Origin of the sequence: Peptostreptococcus canis (assembly GCF_014229965.1) — a bacterium.
Lineage (GTDB): Bacteria > Bacillota > Clostridia > Peptostreptococcales > Peptostreptococcaceae > Peptostreptococcus > Peptostreptococcus canis.
Map to the genome: position 1 here is coordinate 123,382 of NZ_JABGBW010000003.1, position 24,205 is coordinate 147,586.

The 24,205-nt window shown below is 29.7% G+C and carries 24 protein-coding genes and 1 other annotated feature; of the genes, 6 read left to right on the plus strand and 18 right to left on the minus strand.

All coding sequences use genetic code 11. The annotated features are described in order from the left end of the window. Nucleotides 1-50: 50 nt before the first annotated feature. Both hydE and HLB29_RS05945 read right to left on the minus strand, forming a co-directional pair. The gene (hydE, locus tag HLB29_RS05940; RefSeq protein WP_207719533.1) at nucleotides 51-1,130 is read right to left on the minus strand and encodes a [FeFe] hydrogenase H-cluster radical SAM maturase HydE; all 1,080 of its coding nucleotides are present in this window, start codon (nucleotides 1,128-1,130) and stop codon (nucleotides 51-53) included. Beyond that, the gene (locus HLB29_RS05945) at nucleotides 1,127-1,387 is read right to left on the minus strand and encodes a TM1266 family iron-only hydrogenase system putative regulator (protein WP_185624242.1); all 261 of its coding nucleotides are present in this window, start codon (nucleotides 1,385-1,387) and stop codon (nucleotides 1,127-1,129) included. The genes hydE and HLB29_RS05945 overlap by 4 nt, the downstream gene beginning before the upstream one ends. Before the next feature lie 259 nt (nucleotides 1,388-1,646). Between HLB29_RS05945 and HLB29_RS05950 the strand changes: the two genes are divergently transcribed. After that, the gene (locus tag HLB29_RS05950; RefSeq protein ID WP_185624243.1) at nucleotides 1,647-2,132 is read left to right on the plus strand and encodes a GAF domain-containing protein; all 486 of its coding nucleotides are present in this window, start codon (nucleotides 1,647-1,649) and stop codon (nucleotides 2,130-2,132) included. Between the two features lie 176 nt (nucleotides 2,133-2,308). Here HLB29_RS05950 and HLB29_RS05955 read toward each other — a convergent pair whose 3' ends face one another. From HLB29_RS05955 to HLB29_RS05965, 3 genes are read right to left on the minus strand one after another with little or no spacing between them, the layout of a single operon-like run. Then, nucleotides 2,309-3,430, minus strand: coding sequence for an ABC transporter permease (locus HLB29_RS05955; RefSeq protein WP_185624244.1), 1,122 nt, complete (start codon nucleotides 3,428-3,430; stop codon nucleotides 2,309-2,311). After that, entirely contained in the window at nucleotides 3,417-4,550 is a 1,134-nt protein-coding gene (locus HLB29_RS05960; protein WP_185624245.1) for an ABC transporter permease, read from the minus strand. Before HLB29_RS05960 ends, HLB29_RS05955 begins: the two co-directional genes overlap by 14 nt. Nucleotides 4,551-4,565: 15 nt before the next feature. Beyond that, nucleotides 4,566-5,498: an ABC transporter ATP-binding protein gene (locus HLB29_RS05965; protein WP_185624246.1), complete on the minus strand. Its 933-nt coding sequence runs from the start codon at nucleotides 5,496-5,498 to the stop codon at nucleotides 4,566-4,568. Between the two features lie 260 nt (nucleotides 5,499-5,758). Here HLB29_RS05965 and HLB29_RS05970 point away from each other — a divergent pair, with 260 nt between their 5' ends. Then, nucleotides 5,759-6,883, plus strand: a complete 1,125-nt coding sequence (locus tag HLB29_RS05970) for a sensor histidine kinase (protein ID WP_185624247.1) — start codon at nucleotides 5,759-5,761, stop codon at nucleotides 6,881-6,883. Nucleotide 6,884: 1 nt separating this feature from the next. Beyond that, complete coding sequence (locus HLB29_RS05975; protein WP_185624248.1) at nucleotides 6,885-7,505, plus strand: response regulator transcription factor; 621 nt, start codon at nucleotides 6,885-6,887, stop codon at nucleotides 7,503-7,505. A 65-nt stretch (nucleotides 7,506-7,570) separates the two neighbouring features. On the opposite strand, the gene HLB29_RS05980 is transcribed toward HLB29_RS05975, so the two are convergent. From HLB29_RS05980 to HLB29_RS05995, 4 genes are all read right to left on the minus strand, one after another. After that, entirely contained in the window at nucleotides 7,571-8,200 is a 630-nt protein-coding gene (locus HLB29_RS05980) for a hypothetical protein (RefSeq protein WP_185624249.1), read from the minus strand. A 188-nt stretch (nucleotides 8,201-8,388) separates the two neighbouring features. Continuing rightward, nucleotides 8,389-9,924: a hypothetical protein gene (locus HLB29_RS05985; protein WP_185624250.1), complete on the minus strand. Its 1,536-nt coding sequence runs from the start codon at nucleotides 9,922-9,924 to the stop codon at nucleotides 8,389-8,391. A gap of 19 nt (nucleotides 9,925-9,943) precedes the next feature. Further along, nucleotides 9,944-10,939, minus strand: a complete 996-nt coding sequence (locus tag HLB29_RS05990; protein WP_185624251.1) for an asparaginase — start codon at nucleotides 10,937-10,939, stop codon at nucleotides 9,944-9,946. A gap of 72 nt (nucleotides 10,940-11,011) precedes the next feature. Further along, on the minus strand, nucleotides 11,012-11,440 hold the full coding sequence (locus HLB29_RS05995; RefSeq protein ID WP_185624252.1) for a hypothetical protein: 429 nt from the start codon (nucleotides 11,438-11,440) through the stop codon (nucleotides 11,012-11,014). A gap of 143 nt (nucleotides 11,441-11,583) precedes the next feature. Between HLB29_RS05995 and HLB29_RS06000 the strand changes: the two genes are divergently transcribed. Further along, nucleotides 11,584-12,588, plus strand: coding sequence for an NADH:flavin oxidoreductase (locus HLB29_RS06000; RefSeq protein WP_185624253.1), 1,005 nt, complete (start codon nucleotides 11,584-11,586; stop codon nucleotides 12,586-12,588). A 129-nt stretch (nucleotides 12,589-12,717) separates the two neighbouring features. Here HLB29_RS06000 and HLB29_RS06005 read toward each other — a convergent pair whose 3' ends face one another. Both HLB29_RS06005 and HLB29_RS06010 read right to left on the minus strand, forming a co-directional pair. Beyond that, nucleotides 12,718-13,359 carry a YczE/YyaS/YitT family protein gene (locus HLB29_RS06005; RefSeq protein WP_185624254.1) on the minus strand — a complete coding sequence of 214 codons (642 nt, stop codon included), beginning with the start codon at nucleotides 13,357-13,359 and terminating at the stop codon, nucleotides 12,718-12,720. A 98-nt stretch (nucleotides 13,360-13,457) separates the two neighbouring features. Continuing rightward, nucleotides 13,458-15,134: a formate--tetrahydrofolate ligase gene (locus tag HLB29_RS06010; RefSeq protein WP_185624255.1), complete on the minus strand. Its 1,677-nt coding sequence runs from the start codon at nucleotides 15,132-15,134 to the stop codon at nucleotides 13,458-13,460. Between the two features lie 287 nt (nucleotides 15,135-15,421). Between HLB29_RS06010 and HLB29_RS06015 the strand changes: the two genes are divergently transcribed. Continuing rightward, a complete protein-coding gene (locus HLB29_RS06015) occupies nucleotides 15,422-15,922 on the plus strand; it encodes a DUF2975 domain-containing protein (protein WP_185624256.1) in 501 nt (166 codons plus the stop codon). 8 nt (nucleotides 15,923-15,930) lie between these two features. Then, entirely contained in the window at nucleotides 15,931-16,158 is a 228-nt protein-coding gene (locus tag HLB29_RS06020; RefSeq protein ID WP_185624257.1) for a helix-turn-helix domain-containing protein, read from the plus strand. 197 nt (nucleotides 16,159-16,355) lie between these two features. Here HLB29_RS06020 and HLB29_RS06025 read toward each other — a convergent pair whose 3' ends face one another. From HLB29_RS06025 to HLB29_RS06055, 7 genes are all read right to left on the minus strand, one after another. After that, nucleotides 16,356-16,784 (minus strand): flavodoxin, encoded by a 429-nt coding sequence (locus tag HLB29_RS06025; protein ID WP_185624258.1) that lies wholly within the window; start codon nucleotides 16,782-16,784, stop codon nucleotides 16,356-16,358. Nucleotides 16,785-16,802: 18 nt separating this feature from the next. Beyond that, nucleotides 16,803-17,387 (minus strand): DUF3793 family protein, encoded by a 585-nt coding sequence (locus HLB29_RS06030; RefSeq protein WP_185624259.1) that lies wholly within the window; start codon nucleotides 17,385-17,387, stop codon nucleotides 16,803-16,805. 207 nt (nucleotides 17,388-17,594) lie between these two features. Next, nucleotides 17,595-18,992: an argininosuccinate lyase gene (gene argH / locus HLB29_RS06035; RefSeq protein WP_185624260.1), complete on the minus strand. Its 1,398-nt coding sequence runs from the start codon at nucleotides 18,990-18,992 to the stop codon at nucleotides 17,595-17,597. Between the two features lie 29 nt (nucleotides 18,993-19,021). Then, nucleotides 19,022-20,242 (minus strand): argininosuccinate synthase, encoded by a 1,221-nt coding sequence (locus tag HLB29_RS06040; RefSeq protein WP_334298242.1) that lies wholly within the window; start codon nucleotides 20,240-20,242, stop codon nucleotides 19,022-19,024. A 37-nt stretch (nucleotides 20,243-20,279) separates the two neighbouring features. Continuing rightward, nucleotides 20,280-21,116, minus strand: a complete 837-nt coding sequence (locus tag HLB29_RS06045) for a transporter substrate-binding domain-containing protein (protein ID WP_185624261.1) — start codon at nucleotides 21,114-21,116, stop codon at nucleotides 20,280-20,282. A gap of 230 nt (nucleotides 21,117-21,346) precedes the next feature. Further along, nucleotides 21,347-21,551: a binding site (T-box leader), on the minus strand. A gap of 128 nt (nucleotides 21,552-21,679) precedes the next feature. Continuing rightward, nucleotides 21,680-23,014, minus strand: a complete 1,335-nt coding sequence (locus HLB29_RS06050) for a cytochrome c biogenesis protein/redoxin (RefSeq protein WP_243155098.1) — start codon at nucleotides 23,012-23,014, stop codon at nucleotides 21,680-21,682. Between the two features lie 31 nt (nucleotides 23,015-23,045). After that, entirely contained in the window at nucleotides 23,046-24,179 is a 1,134-nt protein-coding gene (locus HLB29_RS06055) for a tetratricopeptide repeat protein (protein WP_185624262.1), read from the minus strand. Between the last annotated feature and the right edge of the window lie 26 nt (nucleotides 24,180-24,205).

Below are 24,205 nucleotides of genomic sequence, written 5' to 3' on the forward strand. Positions count from 1 at the left end.
ATAATTAGTCTTTCTTTTTTGTTAGATTTATATAAAAGCTATACAATAGCTTAATATATCATTTTACTGTCTCCACGTCCCATATCACAATAATATCCATAACTATTTATATCGTCTTTTATCATCTGTAATGCTTCTGCTGACTCACTTCCTGAGATTTTTTTATTATTGTAAATCGAATAGTTACCTCTATTTACCACGGGTGTAAGATTTGGCATTATTACATTAGCCCCCAACTCTATTCCTCTTCTTCTACCATCAGGTGAAATACTGCCTAATGCTGTCGTAGCTGGAAGTAGTACTTTCGGAAGCAATAGTCTTATCAAAGCAAGCATCAATAACGTGGTCTCTAAATCCCCACTTTTATAATTTTTCATAGATGTATCTTCGTGTGTTATATAAGGACCTATCCCTACCATTTCAGGTTGAAGATTCTTTAAAAATCTCAAATCCTTTACATAATCCTCACTCTTATACCAAGGCAATCCTACCATAAATCCTGCTCCTGTTTGATATCCCAGTGATTTCAAATTTTTCAAACATTCAACTCTCGAATGCAAATATGAATAAGGATGCAACCATCTATACAATTCTTCATTTGCCGTTTCATGTCTAAGTAAAAATCTATCAACACCTGCTATCTTCAAAGTTTTATAACTATCATAACTTCTTTCTCCCACGGAAAGAGTTACCGCACAATCAGGAATCATTTTTTTTATTGATGTAACTATATCACAAATTATTTTATCAGTAAAATATGGATCTTCACCGCCTTGTAACACAAAAGTTTTAAATCCCAGTTCATTTCCTTTAATACATGTGTCCAATATTTCTTTTTTAGAAAGTCTATACCTTTTGACACTCTTATTGAATACATTTATCCCACAATACTTACATTCTCTCCTACAATAATTTGTAAATTCTATCAGACCTCGTAAGTATACACTTTTCCCATAATATATTCTCCTTGTATCCTCAGATAATGCAAACAGGTATCTTTTACTTTCATCATCTATATTATCAATAAGCCACAAAAGTTCATCATCTCTTAAGTCATTTTCTATATATAGTTTATTTATTAATTTAACTATCCTTTTATTTTTTGCTTCTTCTTCACAAGTTTTAATCATAATACTTCTTTCTTTGATATAGCCGTTTTGACATTTACACTATCTATAGAACCTAACTTACCGGTAAGGCTGTTTATTTCATCCATAGTACCCATTACAGTCAGACACACTACCGAAATTCCTTCTTCAAGAAATGGAATTCCCATTCTTCCTCTTACTATATCTTTTGATTGAGAAACCACTTTATTGAACTCCACCTGGCATTTCACCGGATCATCTAATACCGCACTAATTACAGCTACTCTATTACTTTCCATATTCGAACCTCCAACTTAAAATATAACTATATATTATACTGCTTTCTAAAAGCAATATCATTATATTAAGTATCACTAATTGCTTAACTACAGTATAAAGTAAAACACAAAATATTCCAACTCATTTTTTATATAACTTTATAACTATTTTTATGATATAATTGAAGTTATTAATATAGTAATTAATATAGTACGAATCTTACTTTAACAATTTTTTACAGTAAAACCTAATTTATAGAAAAGTCTTCAGGAGGAAAAAATGTTTGATATAAAAGTATTTGATGGAATGAGTACCGAAGAAAAATATATAACTATGCTCTCAGCTTTAACGGGTTTACTTGATAATGATGATTCAAAAATAAGTAAATTATCAAATGCATCCGCACTTATTAATGCCGTAGTCGGAAGAATGAACTGGTGCGGATTTTATCTAGATAATGGTAAAGAACTTGAATTAGGTCCTTTTCAGGGGATGCCTGCCTGCACTAAAATAAATTACTCCAACGGCGTTTGTGGAAAGGCTTTTAGTACAAAATCAACAGTAAGAGTGGATGATGTACATAAATTTGAAGGACATATAGCATGTGATGCAGCATCTAATTCCGAACTTGTCATACCGATTATTAAAAATGAAAAATGTTTGGGTGTTTTAGACATGGATAGCTCTGAATTTTCGAGATTTACGGAGCTTGAAGAAAAATATTTGATTAAAGCCGTGGATATTATATCAACAAAAATATTTTAAAGAAAAAAATATATAAAAAAGCATTATAGGTCATCAATGAGAAGTCAAAGAACGTCTATAATGCTTTTTATTTCTTTATATATTTATCCCTTTATATGATTAAACATAATTGGATTTTTATAAAATTTTATCAGCTTGTTTTACTTTCCAATCTACTTGACTTTTCATCCATCTCTTTATACTTCATTTTTTGCCCTATTTTTATGAATAACCAATGTCAACATAATAAAAGTAATTCCTATTAATAGTTGAACTAAAATATACCTTATAGTGCTATAATTCCAAAAAACTCCCTCTACTATAGAGCTATATAGTCTGCCGTTCCAAAACATTGGTGAAAATAATGCTATTTTTTCCAGATATTCAGGTAGAAATTCTTTTGGTACAAATACCCCTGAAATAAAGGATAAAGTCAATGTAAGTAAATTGGTTATAGCCATATTCATATTTGCATTTTTTGATATGGATGCTATAAAAAATGATAATCCGGACGCAGGTATAAGATATATAAAACTAGATAATAGGAATTGATATCCAACTTTTGAATTTATATAGCCAGCTCCAAAGATGCAAACACTCAAAGCTGAAAAAACCAACCATACAAACAGTATATATGACAAAGAACTTTTTATCACGGCTAAATTGAATTTTCTACTATTCATTTTTGATATACTGATTCGATTTTTTACAACTCCTGCATAAAATCTACTTTCTATAAAATAGGTACCTATCATAATAATTGCCAATACAACAAATAACTGATAATTATAATATCGGTACATTGAATTAATTATTCTGGCTTTTTTTACATCTTTATTTATATGAAAACTTAATTTTATATCATTTGAGATTATATTATCACTTTTTTGTTCAATATTTTTAACATTGTACTTACTAAGCAATTTATTAATTTGTATGTACTCAATTATTTTACTATTTATTAAATACACACTCTCGTCATCTTTATGAACATAATATTCTAAGCTCGAATCATCATTTATTTTTAATACATATTGAACATATCCGGATATCAAAGACTCTTTTATTGTTTCATTATCATCTTTTACATATTTCATTGAATAATTTTTATCTAAATATTTTTTTATCTTGTCACTAAACTCATTATCCCTATCATTATTTATTACTGCAACAGAAATGTTTGAATCAACATTATCAGAAGGAAGTTTCTGAGAAGATACCATTGATAGTACAGATATAAGTACAAATATAAAAAAATATATCATTATACCAATAGAATTTTTTTTCATAATATTGAGATACGCTTTAAATACTGTCATTTAATCTCCTCCTAACCAACAATAGGGTCAATACCAGTGTTACGATAATAATCACCAATATATTTATAATACTTTTAAAATACAGTACATTGTTTTCACTTATATATATGGATGTAAACATTCTCGATAATACGGTTCCGGGATTAATATAATTTATAGCCGGCATCTTATTCGTAAAAAAACCCATCACCCTTGAATCCATCATTCCCGCTAAGGAACAGCTGAATACATAAAATACAGCATTAATGCTTTGTTTAATTTCCAGAGATTGATTAATTAATACTGATATCAACATGCCTATAATTATTGACATTACATTTCCTATAATTAACCCAAATATAATCTGAAATTGATTACCACCAAAATCCACTTTCAATATATATCTCATATAAGAATATAAAACCATAGATGAAATTGAAGTAATTAACGTATATGCAAAAAACTGCGGTATTAAATAATTTAATCTGCTTATTGGTGCACATATCAACCTTCTAGTACTTAATTCCGTAGAATGAACATTCATGCTTTCTATTATAATTATCCCGTAAGCTGTAGCTCCCAAGCAGATCATAGAAAGTAAGGCATAGAAAAATATAGTACTGCTTTTTTTATTTTTCATAGTAAAAGCTTTCTTTATTTCCACTGAATTTTGATTGGAAATATCTTTTATTATTTTTGGAATTGCCGAATAATTTTTGGTGTCTTTTGCTATCTCAGAAATAGTCAGCCCCAATTTATTGATATTATTCACAGTATTATATAAAATTGCAGTGTTCAGACTTGGCTTATCAATAACTACCTCTGATTCCATTTTGAAACCATTGGATTTCTGCTTTACATATCCTATTATCTCCTTATTTTCCAATGCTTTATCCGGATTTTTATATTCTTTTATTTCAAATAGTTTCTTATTATCAGTTTCTATCGTTTCCAAAATACTTCTATACATATCACTTTGTACCATTATTGGCATTTTTTCAAAATTATTTGTAGTATCAATTTTAGAAAAAACTATGCTGAATATAGTGGATAAAGCAAATGGAAATATTATCAACCAAAATATCGCAGTTCTATTTCCAAAAGCCATTTTTAAATTATATTTAAATATAAATTTGAACATATTTTACCCCCTATTCTAGTAATCCCTAAGTTCCTTTCCCGTTATTTCCAAAAATACATCATTCAAGGTAGGACTTTTTACTGTCATTCCCCCAAAGTAAATATTATTATGCTCGATATAAGAAAGCACCTTGGATACTAACATACTGTCTTTTATTGATATATGGAGCTCATTACCTATCCTCTTCACAACACTCTCATGCAATTCATTACTTATATTTTCTATATCTTCATCAGAACACTCAATATCTTTAAGAATTAGTGTATCTACCAAACCTACCGCTTTTTTTAATTCATATTTATTTCCCGTAATTAAGTTCTTACCCTTATCTATTATAGTTATCTTTGTGCAAATTTGCTCTACTTCCTCCATATAATGAGTTGTATAAATAATTGTAGCTCCCTCTTTATTAAGTCGCTTTATTCCTTCCAAAATTGAATTTCGGCTCTGTGGATCTACGGCAACTGTAGGCTCATCCAGTATTAAAAGCTTTGGCTTATGAGATATACCACAAGCAAGATTCAATCTTCTTTTAAGGCCTCCACTTAATTTTTTTGGATAAAACTTCTTAAAATCATTTAAACCTACAAATTCTATTGCCTCTTCAACATATTTTTTTCTCTTTTTCTTATCACTTATATACAAACCACAGAAAAAATCTATATTATCATAGACATTTAATTCTTCAAAAACCGCTATCTCCTGTGGAACATACCCTATATTACCTTTTAAATCATATCTCTTAGGAGACATCTCCTCTCCAAACAAAAGAACTTCACCCTGCTCATATTTAAGTAATGATAATATACAATTGATTAAAGTCGTTTTACCGGATCCATTTGGTCCCAGCAATCCATATATTTCACCCTCTTGAACTTTTATTGACAAATTATCAAGTGCTACTAAATCGTCAAATCTTTTTAAAATATTAGAAACTTCAACTATCATACTTTCCACCTCTCTTTCATTTTTTTGTCATATTCATAATTAGCTATCTCCCCGGCTAACTTCCATAAATCTAATTCCCACGACTTTTTTATATGTTTATTTATAATTGATTATATATCTTTTTCAATAAATTTGTGAGTGTCTTAAATCATCTAATAATATTACATTTGTCATTAAATTTATTGCTTATATATAGAATATGTAATTATATCTAATTATATGATATTATTAATTTATCTAAATAATAATGGAGGATAAGTATGTACGGATATAGTATTGATTATAAAAAATTTTTGAATCCGATTTTACTATGGATAATATCTACAACAATAGTTATATATCAATGTAAAAATATATATGTAATAATGCCCATATGCATAGGTACTATACTTTGCACTATAGATTCTATAATTAATTTTAAAAAAAATGAAATTATCATATATACTACATATATATTGCTAATTTTATTATACAAACTTAAAATAACAGACGAAAATCTTTTTTTACATTGCTCTATCTATTATTCGCCCGCCATTATTTATTGCAATATTAAAGATGGTGTTTTCAATCAAACTAATATCATAATATGTGCACTATCTTCTATTGCACTATTATTTATTATGGATAATTATTTACTTTTTGTTATGCTTATATCGATAAACATAATTTCAATGATTTACTCGGTAAATGCCCTGCAATTAGAAAATATCAGCAACAAATATTATAAGTATTACTCTTCTTCAAAAGATGAGAAATTAGAACTTCATAAAAAATATATTGAGCAAATACAAAATGAAAACCATAAAATTGAAATAGCTATTTTAAATGAAAGAAATAGAATTTCAAGAGATATACATGATAGTTTAGGGCATTTAACTTCCAGAGGAATACTCCAGATAGGTGCAATGCTTGTAAATGAAAAAGACGAAAATAAAATTAGACAACTCAATATGCTTAAAAATACATTATCTGAAGGAATGAATGAAGTCAGAAAAAGTCTACACAACTTCCAAAATGAATCGATAAATCTGGAGGAAGAAATAAATAAAATTATAAAGGAGTTTACTTTTTACAAAGTTAATTTTACTTATTCCTTAAGTAAAAATATAAATTTAAAATACAAGTATTCTATTATATATATTGTAAAAGAAGCATTGACAAATGTATCTAAACATTCCAATGCAACTATTGTAGATATAAGTATGGTTGAAATGAGCGACAATATTTATATAAACATTAAAGATAATGGAAGTAACTCTAAAATAAAAAATTTCGGAATGGGCTTAAATTCCATAAGAAAAAGAATTAATGAAATAAATGGTTCCGTCGAAATATTCACTGAAAATGGCTTCAGAATATTTATCACTATTTGCAAGGAGAATTGATATGAAAATACTGGTAATTGATGATGATAAAATGATATGCTTTGCACTAAAAACTATAATAGAATCACAATCTGATTTTGAAGTAGTAGGCATAGGACACAACTTTGACGATGCAATAAATATGTATGACTTATACAGTCCCGATATAGCACTATTTGATATAAGAATTGGAGAAAAAAATGGAATTGATGCATTTAAACATATAAAATCAAAATATCCGGATTCGAAAGTTATCTTTCTAACCACTTTTTTAGATGAAAATTATATAAGTGAGGCGATAAATTTAGGTAGCTCGGGATATTTATTAAAAGATGATTTTGAAAGTATTTGCCCCTCTATCAGGGCGGTATATGCAGGTCAAACAGTGTTTGGTACAAAAGTCATATCAAATATAGGAAACATAAACAGGAACAACAACAAAGATTATAACAGGGAAATTTTGTCAGAATTAAGCGAAAGAGAAATAGATATATTAAAATTGGTAGCTGACGGACTAAATAATAAAGAAATTGCAAACAAACTGTACTTAAGTGAGGGTACAGTAAGAAATTACATATCTTCAATGCTTGTCAAATTAAATCTAAGAGACAGAACGCAATTAGCTATTTTTTACCTTAGATGATTATATTTTTAGTATCCTATTTTTATTATCGGGGCTTAATCAAAAGCCCCTTGCAAATTAATATATTACTTTTTAAAATTCTCTATCAATCCTTTGATTTCATTTTTTTCTTTTTCGCTTAGCGAGGAATTCTCATCTTGGTAGTAATTAGTAAAATTCTCTATAATGTTTTCTTTAGGAATATCAACAAAAGAAGAAAGTTCATCGATATTTTTTGCTAAATATTTCATTTTTTCTTTAACTGTACTAGTTGATGAAATATCCCTTAAATCTTCACGTTTTTTAAATTTCAAAAAATCATCATACTGACTGTTTTCATCTAAAATCATAAAATACTGACCGGATGGATCCATACGATGACCTAAAAAATTAGCAAATTGTATAAGATTAATTTGTTTCATAAGTTTTTCTCTATCATCTAAATTTGGATATTTATATTCAACATATCCAACTAAAGTCCATGAATCATTTAATAGCAATTCTTTTTTGGTTCTTTTATTTTCCTCTTCCGAAACACTCTTATCTATTGATAAATTTTCATCAATCAATTTATCTCTTTTCCGGATTAAATCGTCTTTACTTAATTTTTCAAATTCAGATGTGTCAAAAGTCAGATTACTATTTTTGTCATTAACAGTTTTAGTAGATACATTTGACGAATTTTTCTTCGGCGTACTCTCTTTAGAATTATTCACTATTTTTAAACTACAAACAATTAAGACAACAATTGCAATAATTAAAAACAAATATTTTTTTTCATGTTAAAATCCTCCTTATATAACATATTTAGATTAAAGGGAACTTTAGAAGTATCATAAATTATTTCGATTTTTTGCCAAAACTAAAAAGAACACTATTATTTTTTAAACAGAAAAATTGATTTTCAAATTCCGAGTATATTTTTTATATCGTCGACTATCTTATCATCTCTTTCTTCCTTCAATGCTTCTAACAAATATCCTTCAACCTTTTCAGACCATTTATTTTTGAAAAATCCCAGTGACTTAATCGCTTCTATTCTGACATCGTTAAATCTCGCTTTAAGAGACATTAATAGCAGTTCTTCATCAAATATTTCATTTTCGCGATATGATTCTAATATATTTACCAACCATATATCCGGCAATATTTCAAACCCAAGACTTCCGGAAATATTTTCACCTTCAAATACATCATCCGGCATTCTGTCGATCACATGAGTGCTTATTTCCCTTATATATTGCTCATCCACATCCATTTTTAGAAATTCAACTAAATCGTAAATAAAAGGTCTGGAGTCAAATATAATCTCAAATATTTGTGAACTAATTAAAAATCCGTTATATTTAAACAGCTCAACAACCAAATTTACCAACAAAACAACATCTTCAAAATAATCCAGTCTGTTTTCTTCAATTATCTCAGAAAAAATTATTTTTTGAAAATCAAATTTTTCAAGTAATTCCTCACAAATTGAAAGCACTTCTTTTTTTGTTTCTTCATTCCATACTGTGGAACAAACTTTATTTTCTGACATATTAATTGAATAACTAATGTTATTCCTTATCAGTGCAATTGCAAGCAAATCAGTATACGTTTTTGCGTATCTATATGCTTTAAATAAATATTTTTTGATTATTTCCAGGAATCTATCTATATCACTAAAAAATCTGTACCTCGAACTATGTGCAAGTAGTAATGAAAATATATTAAAATTTTCTTCATCTATGCTAATGTTGAGAATGTAATCACACATAAGAGTATTTTCCATGATAATTATAGCTATATCATTTTTCACCCCTGATGAATGTACTCCAAAATTTTCAAAAATCCATCTTTTTTGTTCATCATGTATAGGATAAAAATTCATGATTGAAATAAGTTTCCCATATCCATCAGTATTTTTAACTAAATCATAAGTACGTTTATTTCTATTATCATATTTTCTAAATACTTCCACAGCGTATAATGTAAATTCACTATGATATCCTAAAGTTGCTATTATTCTGTTACTAAAATCATTTTCAAAATTTCCCAGTATAATAATACCTAATTTAGTATTTTCTATATTTATACTTTTAGTGGCCAATTTTAACCCGAAATTATATATTTTTTCCTTATCAAAATATCCCTCTTCTATATGTATCGACAATATTCTGTTTAAAGCATCGATATATTTGTATATTGGATTTTCTTTTAGAAATATTACTAATTCGGTTTCAATTATAATATCTTCTGTACACTCTTCAATTAAAAATTTTATTTTATTTATTAAATCCAAAGATATTCTTTCTTTTTGGTAATTTGATAATTCATCTTTTCCCCATATAAGTTCATTTACATCTTCTGCGCCCGCAACTTCCAAATCCTGAAATTCATAAGGCAATACACCGCTGCACTGAAATTCTTTTTTTATTATTTCATAAATACTCTCACTCATTGTACCACCTTCTTTTCTGTTAGAATAATATGTCATAAGAAATTGGATTGTAAAACATTTCCTCTACCTTATCAATATCTTTTGTTATGGAAGTAATCCACATCAATTTACACACCGTAGATTCCATAGTCATATTATAATTTTCCAGTAACTTCAAACTATTTTTTATCTCATTTCCGACCTGATATACCTCTATATTACTACCTTCATGTGGAACCGAAGTAGAAAATACTATTATTTTTCCATTTTCTTTAAGTTTTTCAACTGACTTTGCCAACTTATTTTCATCATTATAACATGGCAATCCTCCAACACCAAAACCTTCTATTATCAGAACATCAGAAATTTCACCCACAAACTCAAATATTTCATAATTAATTCCTGGAACTAATTTTATAATACTGACTTTCGAATTTAATTCGTCATAAAAAATAGGATCTCCTTCAACCTTTTCTTCTATATAATAAATCACCTTTTCATTCAATATAACAGCTACAACCGGATAATCGATACTATCAAAAGCATTATAGCTATGGGTTCTGGTTTTTCTGGCTCTGGTACCCACAATTACCTTCGAATCAAAAACTATATGTACTCCACTAGCATTATCATCGCAGGCAAAAATAAAACTATCATACAAATTTTTTCTGGCATCTGTATCCTGTAAGTATATAGATTTTTGAGAACCCGTCATTACTATTGGTTTCTTAGAATTTTGAATAAGATATGACAATGCTGATGACGAATATGCCAAAGTATCAGTTCCATGAGTTATCACAAAACCATCATACTTATTATAATTTTCCTTTATACAATTAGCAATTTTTATCCAACCATTATGATCCATATTACTACTATCTATATTCATTAATTGTATTGTAGAAACTTTGCATAATTGGGCTATTTTAGGAACAAATTCTATTATTTCTTCACTTGTAATACTGGGAACCAATCCCACACTTGTAGGTTTTGAAGCTATAGTCCCCCCTGTCGCAATTAAAAGTATTTCTTTCATCTATCCTCCATTTTCCTTTTTCGATGGTCATCAGCATTTTCAATTTTGCTATTTACTGCGTCCATCATAATGCTATTTATATATTATTTTCTTTATTATCTTATAGGCAATAATCACAATTAATCCTATAATAATATAATATAAAGTCGGCATTGTTGTTATAACAAGCTTAAAAGGTTCCTTATTATAAGCAATGGTTGCAACCAGTGCCACCAATACTAATACTACTCTATAAAATCTATATTTTGTAGCATCAATTTCTTCATCCCCCGTATCCGGAGAATTATATGCTTTCCTGGCTATAATTAATATTCCCACAATAACGGAAATCAAGGTTATTATATCTCCATTAGTTAAGTTGCTGATCCAATTCCCGAAATTTTTATTATAAATAAATATTCCTATATCGAATATTGCCTTTACTATAAAACAATATCCCGTTATCACAATAGATGCCAATATTGAACTCTTGACATCGAATTTATCTGAAACCCATCTCATATATACCCCCTGTATTTTTATAAAATTTATCTAAAACCATTATATAACTAAATGTAACTAATAAAAATTATACCATAGGTGTGGACATTTATTAATAACTTAATGTAAAATACATACTATAAAATGATTTTGGAGGTATCATTATGTACATATTAAAATCTAAGCTAAAAACTAAAAATCTATCTTTGAAAAATAGACTTGTTATGCCACCCATGGCTACTTCAAAATCCACACCGGATGGTCTGGTTACTGATGAAATAATTAAGTACTATGACGAAAAAACAAAAAGTAAAAAAATTTCTCTAGTAATAGTTGAACACTGTTTTGTAGAACCACGGGGAAAAGCTAACCCACTTCAAATGTCAATACAAAATGATACTTGTATAGACGGCTTAAAAAAATTAGTCGATACGATTCATAAAAACGAGTCGTTGGCTATTGCTCAGCTGGCACATTCGGGAAGTTCCGCACTATCTTCTGTTATTGGAGAACAACCTATAAGTTGTTCCTCTATTATTAATCCCTCTAAAACCGATGCCGAAACTCCAAGAGAATTAAACAATGATGAAATAAAAATAATAATAAAATACTTCATAAATGCTGCTGTTAGAGCTAAAAAAGCCGGTTTTGACGGGGTTGAAATCCATTCCGCACATGGATACCTGCTAAATCAGTTTCTTTCTCCTATTACAAATAAAAGAACTGACGAATATGGAGGAGATATATATTCTAGGATAAAAATCCACTCTGAAATTATCTATGGAATAAAAAAAGAACTTGGAGACAATTATCCCGTTCTCATAAGAATTGGTGCAGGAGATTATTCAAAGGATGGTCTGAGTATTGAAGATGCAATAAAAGCATCGAAGCATTTCGAAAAACTTGGCGTTGAAATATTGGATATTTCCGGTGGACTATGTAGTTACAGAATTATTGACACTAAACCCGGATATTTTTCAGACTTAACTAATAATATAAAGAAGAACGTAAATATACCGGTGATATTAACAGGTGGCATCAAGACAGCTGTTCAAGCAGAAAAATTTCTTAAAAATGGAGATGCCGATTTAATAGGTATCGGCCGTGCATTGCTAAAAGACTCAAATTGGGTAGAAAAAGAAATGAACTTTATAGAAAATAAATCTTAGCAAATTTAAGAGAGTATTATCAATGCAATCATATTCTTATAATACTCTCTATTTTAATTTTTACAGGAATTTAAACATCTTTAATGTTTTAAAATACTAATTTTTTATCTTAAATCAACCATTTATTTATTACTTCCTCATTATATTTTCAAAAGTCTCTTTTATATTTTCATGTCTCACTGCTTTAGGATCGAAATTAATTATCTTGAATGTATATTGTATTATTATTCCAACCATAACCACGGAAATTAGTGTACCTAATCCAAGCATACCTCCTAAGAAATATCCTCCAACTGCGGCTATAAATTCGATTATTCCCCTGCATATCCCTATTGAATATTTTGATTTTCTGGAAAGTGCAACCATAAGTCCATCTCTTGGTCCGGCTCCAAATCCGGGTGATATATAAAAATATGTTGCAAATGCTATGATTACTATTCCTAAAAGCAACATAACAACACCTATTAAAAAATTATCAGCCATAGGTATGAAATCTAATTTTATAATAAAATCAATAAAAATTCCAATCAATAACATATTTAAAACAGTACCTAAACCAAATTTTTCTCCTAAAATCGTCGTTATAATAATTATTATAAATCCTACAAGTATTGAAATAGTTCCCAATGACAGTCCGGTAGTCTTAGAAACACCCACGTGAAATACATCCCAAGGTGAATAACCTATATTAGCTCTTATGGTTACCATTATGCCTAAAGCATACAAAAACAAACCTATAATTAATTTTACCAATCTTATAAAAAAATTCATACATACACCTCAATTTTCTCTGAAATTAACTAATTAAACCTATAAAAAACGACTATGCTATAATATATTGTAACATAGTCGTTTTAGTAATTAAAGTTTTAAAATAAACCTGAAATTACACCTTTTTCATCCACATCTATTCTTTCAGCTGCAGGAATTTTCGGTAATCCGGGCATCTTCATTATTGCACCTGTCAATACAACAATAAAACCTGCGCCGGCCGATACTGTCATTTCTCTCACATTTATTCTAAATCCTGTAGGTCTTCCTAATTTTGTCTGATCATCTGAAAGGGAGTACTGAGTTTTAGCAATACATATAGGTAAATTCCCAAAACCAAGCTTTTCTATTTCTTCCATTTGTTTTATAGCTTCTGCAGTAAAATCTACTCCATCTGCACCATAAATTTTAGTAGCTATCGAATTTAATTTTTCTCTGATACTCTCACTTTCATCATAACAGTACTCGAAGTTATTTTCATTTTTTTCAATAAGTTTTAAAACTTCATTTGCAACAGCTATTCCGCCTTCTCCACCATTTGCCCATACCTCTGATAGAGCTACATTCACACCTAATTCGTTACATTTAGTTTCAACTAATTTTAATTCTGATTCTGTATCTAATGGAAATCTATTTATTGCAACTACAGCAGGTAATTTATATACCTGAGTAATATTTTCAATATGTTTTAGTAAATTTGGAAGCCCTTTTTCTAAAGCCTCTAAATTTTCTTCATTTAACTTATCCTTTGGTGCACCACCATTATATTTTAGCGCTCTTACAGTTGCTACAATTATCACTGCATCAGGTCTGATTTCCGCTTTTCTACACTTAATATCCAGAAACTTCTCAGCTCCCAAATCTGCACCGAATCCCGCTTCTGTGACAACATAATCACTCATATGTAAAGCCATTTTTGTAGCTATTATTGAATTACATCCATGTGCAATGTTTGCAAATGGTCCACCATGTATTATTGCCGGAGTTCCTTCAAGCGTCTGAACCAGATTTGGCTTAAGGGCATCTTTCAGTACAGCAGCCATGGCACCGTTAGCTTTTAATTGTCTTGCAGTAACGGGTTTACCATCATATGTATAACCAACTACTATATTCCCTAAATTTTCTTTTAATTCGGCTATATTATTTGACAGACAGAAAGTAGCCATTATTTCTGATGCAACAGTAATATCAAATCCATCCTCTCTTGTTACACCGTCTACCTTTTTGCCAAGTCCATCAACTATATTCCTAAGCTGTCTATCATTCATATCAACACATCTTCTCCATACGACACGTTTAGGATTAATATTTAATGAATTTCCCTGATAAATATGATTGTCTAACATAGCTGCCAACAAATTATTTGCCGCACTGATCGCATGCATATCTCCGGTAAAATGCAAATTTATATCTTCCATTGGTATTACTTGAGCATAACCACCGCCTGCAGCCCCGCCTTTTATACCAAAAACCGGTCCCATAGATGGTTCTCTCAATGCTGCTATTACATTTTTACCTAATTTAGATAGTGCATCAGCCACACCTATAGATGTTGTAGTTTTTCCTTCCCCGGCTGGAGTTGGATTTATAGCAGTTGTAAGAATTAGTTTTCCTCTTTTACTTTCAGTTCTACTTAATACATTGTAGTCAATTTTAGCTTTATATTTACCATAAAGCTCAATGTCATTTTCCGATAAATTGATTTTCTTGGCAATATCCCTTATATCTTGCGGTCTTGCTTCCTGTGCTATTTCAATATCTGATTTAAATCCCATTTTATCCTCCTTAATCCGGCAAAAAACTAAACTTTGTTCTATATAATTTACAATAATTTATATGTAGATTATAACCATATACCCAAGTAATAGTTCGTTATATCACGAATATTATTTTATCATTTTATAGTAATAGTATAATTTAGAAAAAAGAATAAGTCAATACGTTATTTTTTATAGAATTTTTTTATAAACACCGTTTATTGTTTTTCGATAATTTTATATTGACTTTCAATAAATACAGTATTATAATTTACTTAAAAATAATATTTTGGAGGTTATATCATATGAACAAAAAAATTAAATCTAGAGAAATCTTACTATCAGTAATTAGCCTTTTTATTTTTTTATTTTTTCTAACAATGTTAGCTAGTTCTATAATCTTTATTTATTCTTTATTACAAAAAATAATTTTCAGTAAAGATATATTAAATAAAACATTGCTTGAATATTTTTCAAATACATTCTTTGCTATTCTTATTGCCATTGTATTATTTTTCACTTTATTATTAAGATATGATAGCAAAAAAAATCCTATAAAAAAGAAAAGCATCAATATATTAAAATTTATATCATACGCTCTTTTATTTATTACAGCTTCTCTTATTGTAAATGATACAATTATCGGTGCTTCAATTATAAATAAAACAACAACAATTGAAATTTTTAATTTAAGATTTTCTGTAGAAACCATTTTATTGCTGTTATCAAATTTCATGCTAATTATTTTAAGTGATGTTTACAAACGTGCGTGTAAAATAAAAGAAGAGAATGATTTTACTATTTAGGGGGATATATGTCTATTAAAATAAATTTAGATATGGTTATGCTGAAAAAAAATATGTCATCTAAAGATTTAGCCAAAATAATTAATATAACTAATGCAAATTTGTCAATTTTAAAAACCGGAAAAGCAAAGGCAATAAGATTCTCAACTTTAAATGATATCTGTAAAGCTCTAAACTGTCAGCCTGGTGATATTTTGGAGTATGTAAATGATGAAATTGAAGATACAATTGAATAATTTTATAATGCAAAATACCTGCAATTACCGGAAATGCAATTGCAGGTATTTTGAAGATGTTTTTTAATTAATATTACTGTTTTTTAAGATGTTTTATTATTTTAAGATGTTTTATTGTTATTTTAATTTATTTATATGTTTTGTTCAACTAGTAATAAGTTTATTATACTTTAATACATTTGGAAGTAATTCAAATCCTAATACTGTGCAAATGAGCTACCGAATTCTTCACACTGTGTCATAGCATCATCATCTGGAGTTTCATTAACTATTAGTCCTTCATCATTGAATAGGTCAGCACCGGCATCATTTACTCTATCCTGCCAGTTTCTCATCCATTCTCCATCTCCCCATCCATATGAACCAAATAATGCAACTTTCTTTCCAGAAATTGATTTTTCTGCTTCTTCAAAGAATGGTTCGAATTCTGCTTCTTCAAGAACTTCCATACCCATTGATGGACAACCGAACATTAACATTTCATAATCTGAAACACTCTTAGAATCGCTAGTTATATTGATAACATCAAATTCTACTCCAGCTTTACTAAGACCTGCAGCTATTCCTTCTGCCATCTTCTCAGTGTTTCCAGTTCCACTCCAATAAAATACTCCTACCTTCTTCATTCTACTCAAATCCTCCTATTATGCAATATTGTAGTTGCTATGTGACTGGTTTAATATATTTTCAATGCTTTCTCCACTTTTAAGCTTATCTGTAACAACATTTCTTAGTCTATCATATTGCCTGAATATTTTTTTTGCTTGTTTTATGTTTTCATATACTTTCCAATATCCGCAATATTTATAGTTTTTACCCCTATTGTTTATAAAGCCTTTGACATCCTGAATAGGATATCCCAAAAATATACCTATCTCATGTGGAAAATCATTGTGCCCAATTCTACTTCTCAAGAGATTTATATATCCTTCTAAAGTATCTATATTTTTATATCCATACTTATTTAGAATTTCAGCTACATTCTTATCTCTTAAGTGTTCAGAAAGAAGAGACTTTTTATAGACAAATACTAAAACTCTCCTGCTACACTCACAAACCGAAGTCATAACCAAGTCATACTTCTTAAATAAGTAATTATAGTACTTTATTAAAGAATGAATATTTGGTATGTCTTTTTTATGTATCGAAACCAAATTCGATATCTTCTCATTCATCAAGACCGGTGAACAAAAATTGGCGAGTACACTTTCAAATTTTGCATCTGTCATAAAATATACCAACCTTTCTACAAATGATTTTTTATCGAAATAAAATTTTTCTTTCTGCTTTAGAAGTTTTTATATATTACTTAAATTAATTTTATAAAAACAAGAAAGGATACTGATTTTTAATTTCAATAAATATCTGATTTCATTATAGCAAGCGTTTAAATATATGTCAACAGTTTTGATATAGATTTTCATTATTTTTTAATGTTATATATCACTTATTGTAGATAGGGTATTTACATACTTTTTCAAAATATCTATATGATTACTGACCTGTTCTTTACTTGGACCACCTATACTGTTTCTCTTATTAACACACTCTTCCAGGCTAATATACTTATAAATATCATCATCTATTTTCTCTGAATAAATTTTATACTCTTCCAGACTGATATCATTTAGCGAAATCCCCTTATATATACAATCAAGCACGATTTCTCCGGTAATCTTATGTGCATTTCTAAACGCCACACCTTTTTTTACTAAATAATCCGCTAAATCAGTAGCATTTGTAAATCCGCCTTTTGTCGCTTCAAAAGTATTTTTAAATTTAATTTTCATCGTTTTTATCATAGGGATTATTATACTTAAAGATTTAATCCATGTCTCTACACCATCGAATAAACATTCTTTATCCTCCTGCATATCTTTATTATATGCAAGAGGAAGTCCTTTAAGCGTGGTAAGTATTGCCATTAAATCTCCATATACTCTACCTGTCTTACCTCTTATTAACTCTGCCGCATCGGGATTCTTCTTTTGCGGCATCATCGAACTTCCTGTACTATAGGCATCATCTATTTCAATAAATGAAAATTCTTGAGTGGACCAAATTACAAGTTCCTCGCAAATTCTGCTTAAATGCATCATCCCAACACTACAGGCACTCAACAAATCCACCACATAATCCCTATCACTTACTCCATCTAACGAATTAAGACAAGGACTTTCAAATCCTAATAATTCACAAGTTCTATATCTGTCAATTGGAAATGTTGTTCCTGCCAATGCCCCGCTTCCCAAAGGCATTGTATTATGAATATTTAGCCAAGATTCAAGGCGCTTATAATCTCTAACCGCCATCTCTGCATGTGCCATCAAATTATGAGCAAAAGTTATGGGCTGGGCTCTCTGCAAGTGAGTATATCCAGGCATAATAGTATCTATATTTTTTTCTGAAACATCAACAAGAGCTTCTATCCATTCCTTTAATAAAGTTTGTATCATTTTGACCGAATCTCTGGAATACATTTTAAGATCTAAAGCCACCTGATCATTTCTGCTTCTGGCCGTATGCAATTTTTTAGCCACTTCACCGATTTTATCAATCACCCCTGCTTCTATATTCATATGAATATCTTCATGTTTTTTATCAAAATCAAATCTGTCCAATTCGATATCTTTTCTAATTGATTTCAAACCTTCTATTATTTGATGAGATTCCTCTTCTTTTATTATCCCCGTTTCTCCTAACATAATTGCATGAGCAATACTTCCCTCTATATCATATTTATATAATTTTTTGTCAAAACTTATCGACGAATTGAAATCTTCCATCAATGCATCTGTATTTTTTTCAAAACGTCCTCCCCATAACTTTTTCATAAATTCCTCCAATTAATATAACGATTTAACTAAAATAACTTGATATTATTTTTTTGCTTCATCATAGCATTCATTTTTAATGGCAAACCGTAAAGGTTTATAAATCCTTCAGCATCTGACTGTTCGTACACATTGTCTTCACCAAAAGTAACCATTTCTTCACTATATAATGAATAGGGAGAAGTTACTCCCACTGAAAAACAATTTCCTTTATACAGTTTCATCTTTACCTCTCCGGTGCAATACTCCTGAGTACTTTCTACAAAAGCCTGAAGTGCTTTCATTAACGGAGTAAACCACATGCCATCATATAAAAGCTCCGAATATTTTATAGCGACCTGGGATTTAAAAGACATTGTATTTCTGTCAAGTACAAGACTCTCCAATACCTTATGAGCCTCGTACAGCAATGTTCCACCCGGTGTTTCATATACACCTCTTGATTTCATTCCAACCAGACGATTTTCAACTAAATCTAGTATTCCTACTCCATTAATTGCCGCAATTTCATTTGCTTTTTCCAGCAATTGAAGAGGTTCCAATTTTTCTCCATTTATAGAGACAGGTGCCCCCTTTTCAAATCCTATCGTAACATACTCCGGATTATCGGGTGCTTTCTCTATATTATTGCAAATCAAGCAAAGGTCATCTATTGGTTGGTTAGCAGGATTTTCAAGATCTCCACCTTCATGACTTAAATGAAGTACATTTCTATCCATACTATATGGGCGCTTTTTAGTTACCGGAACTTCAATACCATGTTTATTAGCGTAATCAATGGCATCTTCACGTGATTTAATATCCCATACTCTCCAAGGAGCAATTATTTTTGTATCCGGGCTTAATGCCTTTACGGAAAGTTCAAATCTTACCTGATCATTTCCTTTCCCCGTTGCTCCGTGGCAAATATAATCTGCATTTTCTTTTTTAGCCACTTTCACTAATTCTTTCGAAATCAGCGGGCGGGCTATCGAAGTTCCCAATAAATATTTCCCCTCATAAATAGCTCCCGACTTTAACATTGGCCATACGTAGTCTTTTACAAATTCCTCTTTTGCGTCTATAATATAGCATTTGCTGGCACCGCTTTTTAATGCCTTTTCATACACAACATCCAATTCATCTCCCTGTCCTACATCTACACAAGTTGCTATTACTTCGCATCCATCATAATTTTCCTTTAACCATGGTATTATTACCGATGTATCCAATCCTCCCGAATATGCTAAAACAATTTTTGCCATTTTCATATTTCCTTTCCTATAAATTTTAATATTTTATTATTTTTTAATGTACTTTGCTAGCTGTATCTATGTTTTTATTTAATATCTTGTCATATTCCCCACTGTCTTTTAACTCTTTAATTACAGAATTTATTTCTTTCAATAGTTCTTCATTATCCCCTTTTTTCAGCGCAACTGCTGCAGTTTCAGAACTTTGATCTCCTTTTAATTCTATATTTTCAATAATTTTTATCCCTGAAGTCTGTTTTTTATTTATTTTTGCAACAATATCGCTCATAATAACTGCATCTAAATTTCCATTTTTCATATCCATTACCAAATCAAGAACTGTATTTAGTGATTTTACTTTTTCTGCCTTCAAAATTTCTTTTGCATATATTTCTTGAGTACTACCTTTTTGAACACCTATTTTTAGATTTTTCAAATCGCTCTCATTTTTTATATCACCCTTGAAACTTTCATTAACTACTACGGAATTTACGCCTTCAAAATAAATATCTGAAAAATCCACGGATTTTTTTCTTTCTTCTGTCGGTGTCATACCTGTCACCGCAATATCTATTTTCCCTGAATTTAAGGAAGGAATTATAGTATCAAAATCCATTGTAGAAATTTCCAACTCAACTCCCAGTTTTTCTGCTATTTTTTTCGATAGATCTATATCTGCACCAACAACTTCACTTTTTCCACCTTTCCCTATTACAAATTCAAACGGAGGATATGCTGGAGAAGTTCCTACGACAAGCTTTCCTTTGTCCTTTATCATTTGTAATTTATTATTCTGTACTTTATCACTAACATCACTTTTGCTGCAAGCAGCTACCGAAATTGAAATTGCCATTATCAAAACTATACTTATAAATTTTGCCATTTTTTTCATTTTCAATACCCCCTAATAAAATTACTTTTTAACTTGTTTGACAAAAATACATATCATTTATACGGAATTCTAGAATACATCGTATAAAAAAAGCTCCTGGATATTAATCCAAGAGACGATTTATCGTGGTACCACTCTTGTTGATAGAATTAATTAGATTTGTATATACAAATAGTTTCCGGATTACTATAAGTAATTACGATACAAAAAAGTCCCTTGGTCAAAATTGACCAAGAGACGAAAATTCCGCGTTACCACTCTAATTGATAGAAATTCTATCCACTCAAACCCTTAAGGCGGGAAACCTACTAAAATACTTAATTTCTTCTAGTAACCTCCAAAGCTCTCTTCACATCAAACTTCAATATCGGACTCGCACCATTTTCCAACTCGCTGAAAATTCATTTGAGCTACTCTCTTTTTCATCGGCTAATTTTAAATTTTATATTGTAGACTATTATACTCACTAAAAAAACTCTTGTCAACAGTATTTTTTATTTTCTGTTGTTATTTTTTTTGTGATAATATCGCCTTATAATTATTTTTTATTTTCAAGTTTTTTATCACTCTATAGGTCTGTTATGCAATGCATCATCTACAGCCTTATCCATAATTTTTCTAGGAATTCCACCCGTTATGTACCCATAGATCTTACTTTGCTTATCAATCAAATATGTTGTTGGTAATGAATAAACACCATATTCTTGAAAAACCTTTCCGGTATTATCCATCAAAACCGGATAAGTTATTCCATTATTTTTTATGAACTCCTTCACACCGGCTTCGTTTTTTTCCCTACCTTGACCAGGTGAAGCAACAGCTATTACTACAACATCCCGCTTGTTGTAGCCATTATCTTCATATAATTTCTGAATATCCGGTATCTCTGCTCTACAAGGTGGACACCAGGTTGCAAAGAAGTTCAGAAAAACAACTTTTCCTTTATAATCTTTTTCAATATTAATTATATTTCCATTTTGGTCTTTCAATTCTATTGCCTTCATTTTTGGAGTATTTTTATTTTCTTCTGAATCTTTGGCAGTTTTCTTTTTCTTATCTTCGCCCTTTGTATCGGATATGGCTTTATTAGTTGTATCTGAGTCTTTTTTATTACTATTTTCTCTCTTTGATTTGTCAACACTATCATTAATAGCAGTATTTGTTTCTCCTGAGTTATCCGATGGATTAAATAGAGATTCAAATTTGCTAAAAGTTCCTAATATAAGCATCAATCCCATAATAACAAGAACCAGTCCGCCTACTTTAACTATTATATCCATTATTTGAGGTTTCTTCTTAATAAAATTTAACGTTTCTCCCGTAAATAATCCCAAAACAATAAATGGAATCAAAAATCCAACTGAATACAAAAGTACATATAGATTTCCAACTAGTACACTATTTGCATTTGATGCCAATATAAGAACAGAAGCAAGTGCAGGTCCCACACAAGGTGTCCATGCAAAACTAAATCCAAATCCCATTACAAATGCTATTATTGGATTCATATTCTTATTACTTACCTGTTTGTTAATTCTCAATTCTCTATTTAAAAATTTTAGTCTAAATAATCCCAGCTGATTAAGTCCCATTAAAATGATTATTGCACCACCTACTTTAGAGAATATATCACTGTTTTTATTTAATAATGTTCCTAGTGAAGAAAATCCCAAACCAAGTATAAAAAATGCAGACGAAATTCCCAAAATAAAGAATATCGTGTGAATCATTATTGACCTTCTACTATATTTACTTCTTCCTTCTAAATCTGTAGTTTTAGCTCCACCTGCTAAATATCCCATATATAATGGAATAAGAGGTATTACACAAGGTGAGAAGAAAGAAACTACACCCTCTAAAAAAACAAGTAAAAAATTTACATTCGTTCCTAAACTCAATGATTCTATAGTAACACATCCTTTCGTTAACTTATAATTGTCTCATACAGGCCACTGTTACCTCATCAGTAGGATCTATTTCGTATGCCATTTCGATATAGTATTTAGCCTCATCGTAATTTCCATTATGTAGATATGCCATTCCCAAATTACAAAGTATCTCAGGATTATCCTTTCTCAATTTAGATGCTTTTGTCAAAAATTCTATCGCACCTTCTAAATTTCCCTCTTCGGCAAGACATAAGGCCATTTCCACTAATGTGTCAACCTGTGTCGGTCTAATTATAAGTATTTTTTCTAAATATTTTTTCGCTTCTCCTAAATCGCCTAGTGATTTGTATGCTACACTAATTATAAATAATAAATTCCACCAGTCCGGATTATCCTGTTCAAGTGGAAGTAATTTTTGCAATCCCTCTTCAGCTCTCCCTTGAAAAACAAGGTTATATCCTTCTTCATATCTAACTTTAAAGTCAATTTTTTCGAGATTATCCTGTATCTCTCCTGCTAAATCCTCATCTATTCCATAATCTAAAGCTTTTTCCCATATTAATTTGGATTTAACAAATTGTTTTTGATTTGAATAATGAAAGCCTAACTGATAATATGCTAATGAGAATTTATCATCTAAATCGACAATCTTTTCTAAGCTATATAAAGCAGCCATCAAAAAATCATTCATGGATTCCAGTTCTTCATCTTTTTGATATCTGATTGCCAGCTCCTGACAAATAATCGAAAATTGATAAAGAGCATCAACATTTTCAGGTTCTCTTCGCAAAAACGATTTTATATATACAAGTGCATCAGTAATTTCACCCTCTGTATAACTCTTATTAGACATAAAACCCAGATATTGCATATAATCGAAATTTACTTTTTTTGAAAAAAATTCAATAAACTTATCATATTCACAATTATACATAAAATCTTCGTCAACACCTTGGATAAATAACATCGCATCTACCATAGACATCATATTTAGCTCTTCTTGGGCTTTGTTATCCTTGATTGATTTTACCAAAACATCACTCTTTAGCGGAACTTTTAATCCGCCTTCAGGAACTTCATACCCTTCCAGACTCAACTCATTTGTTTCATCTATTGTTATAAATACAAGCTCCTCGGATTTTTCTAATATATATTTATCTATTCTTGTTTTCATACAAATATCCTTTCACATTACGCAAT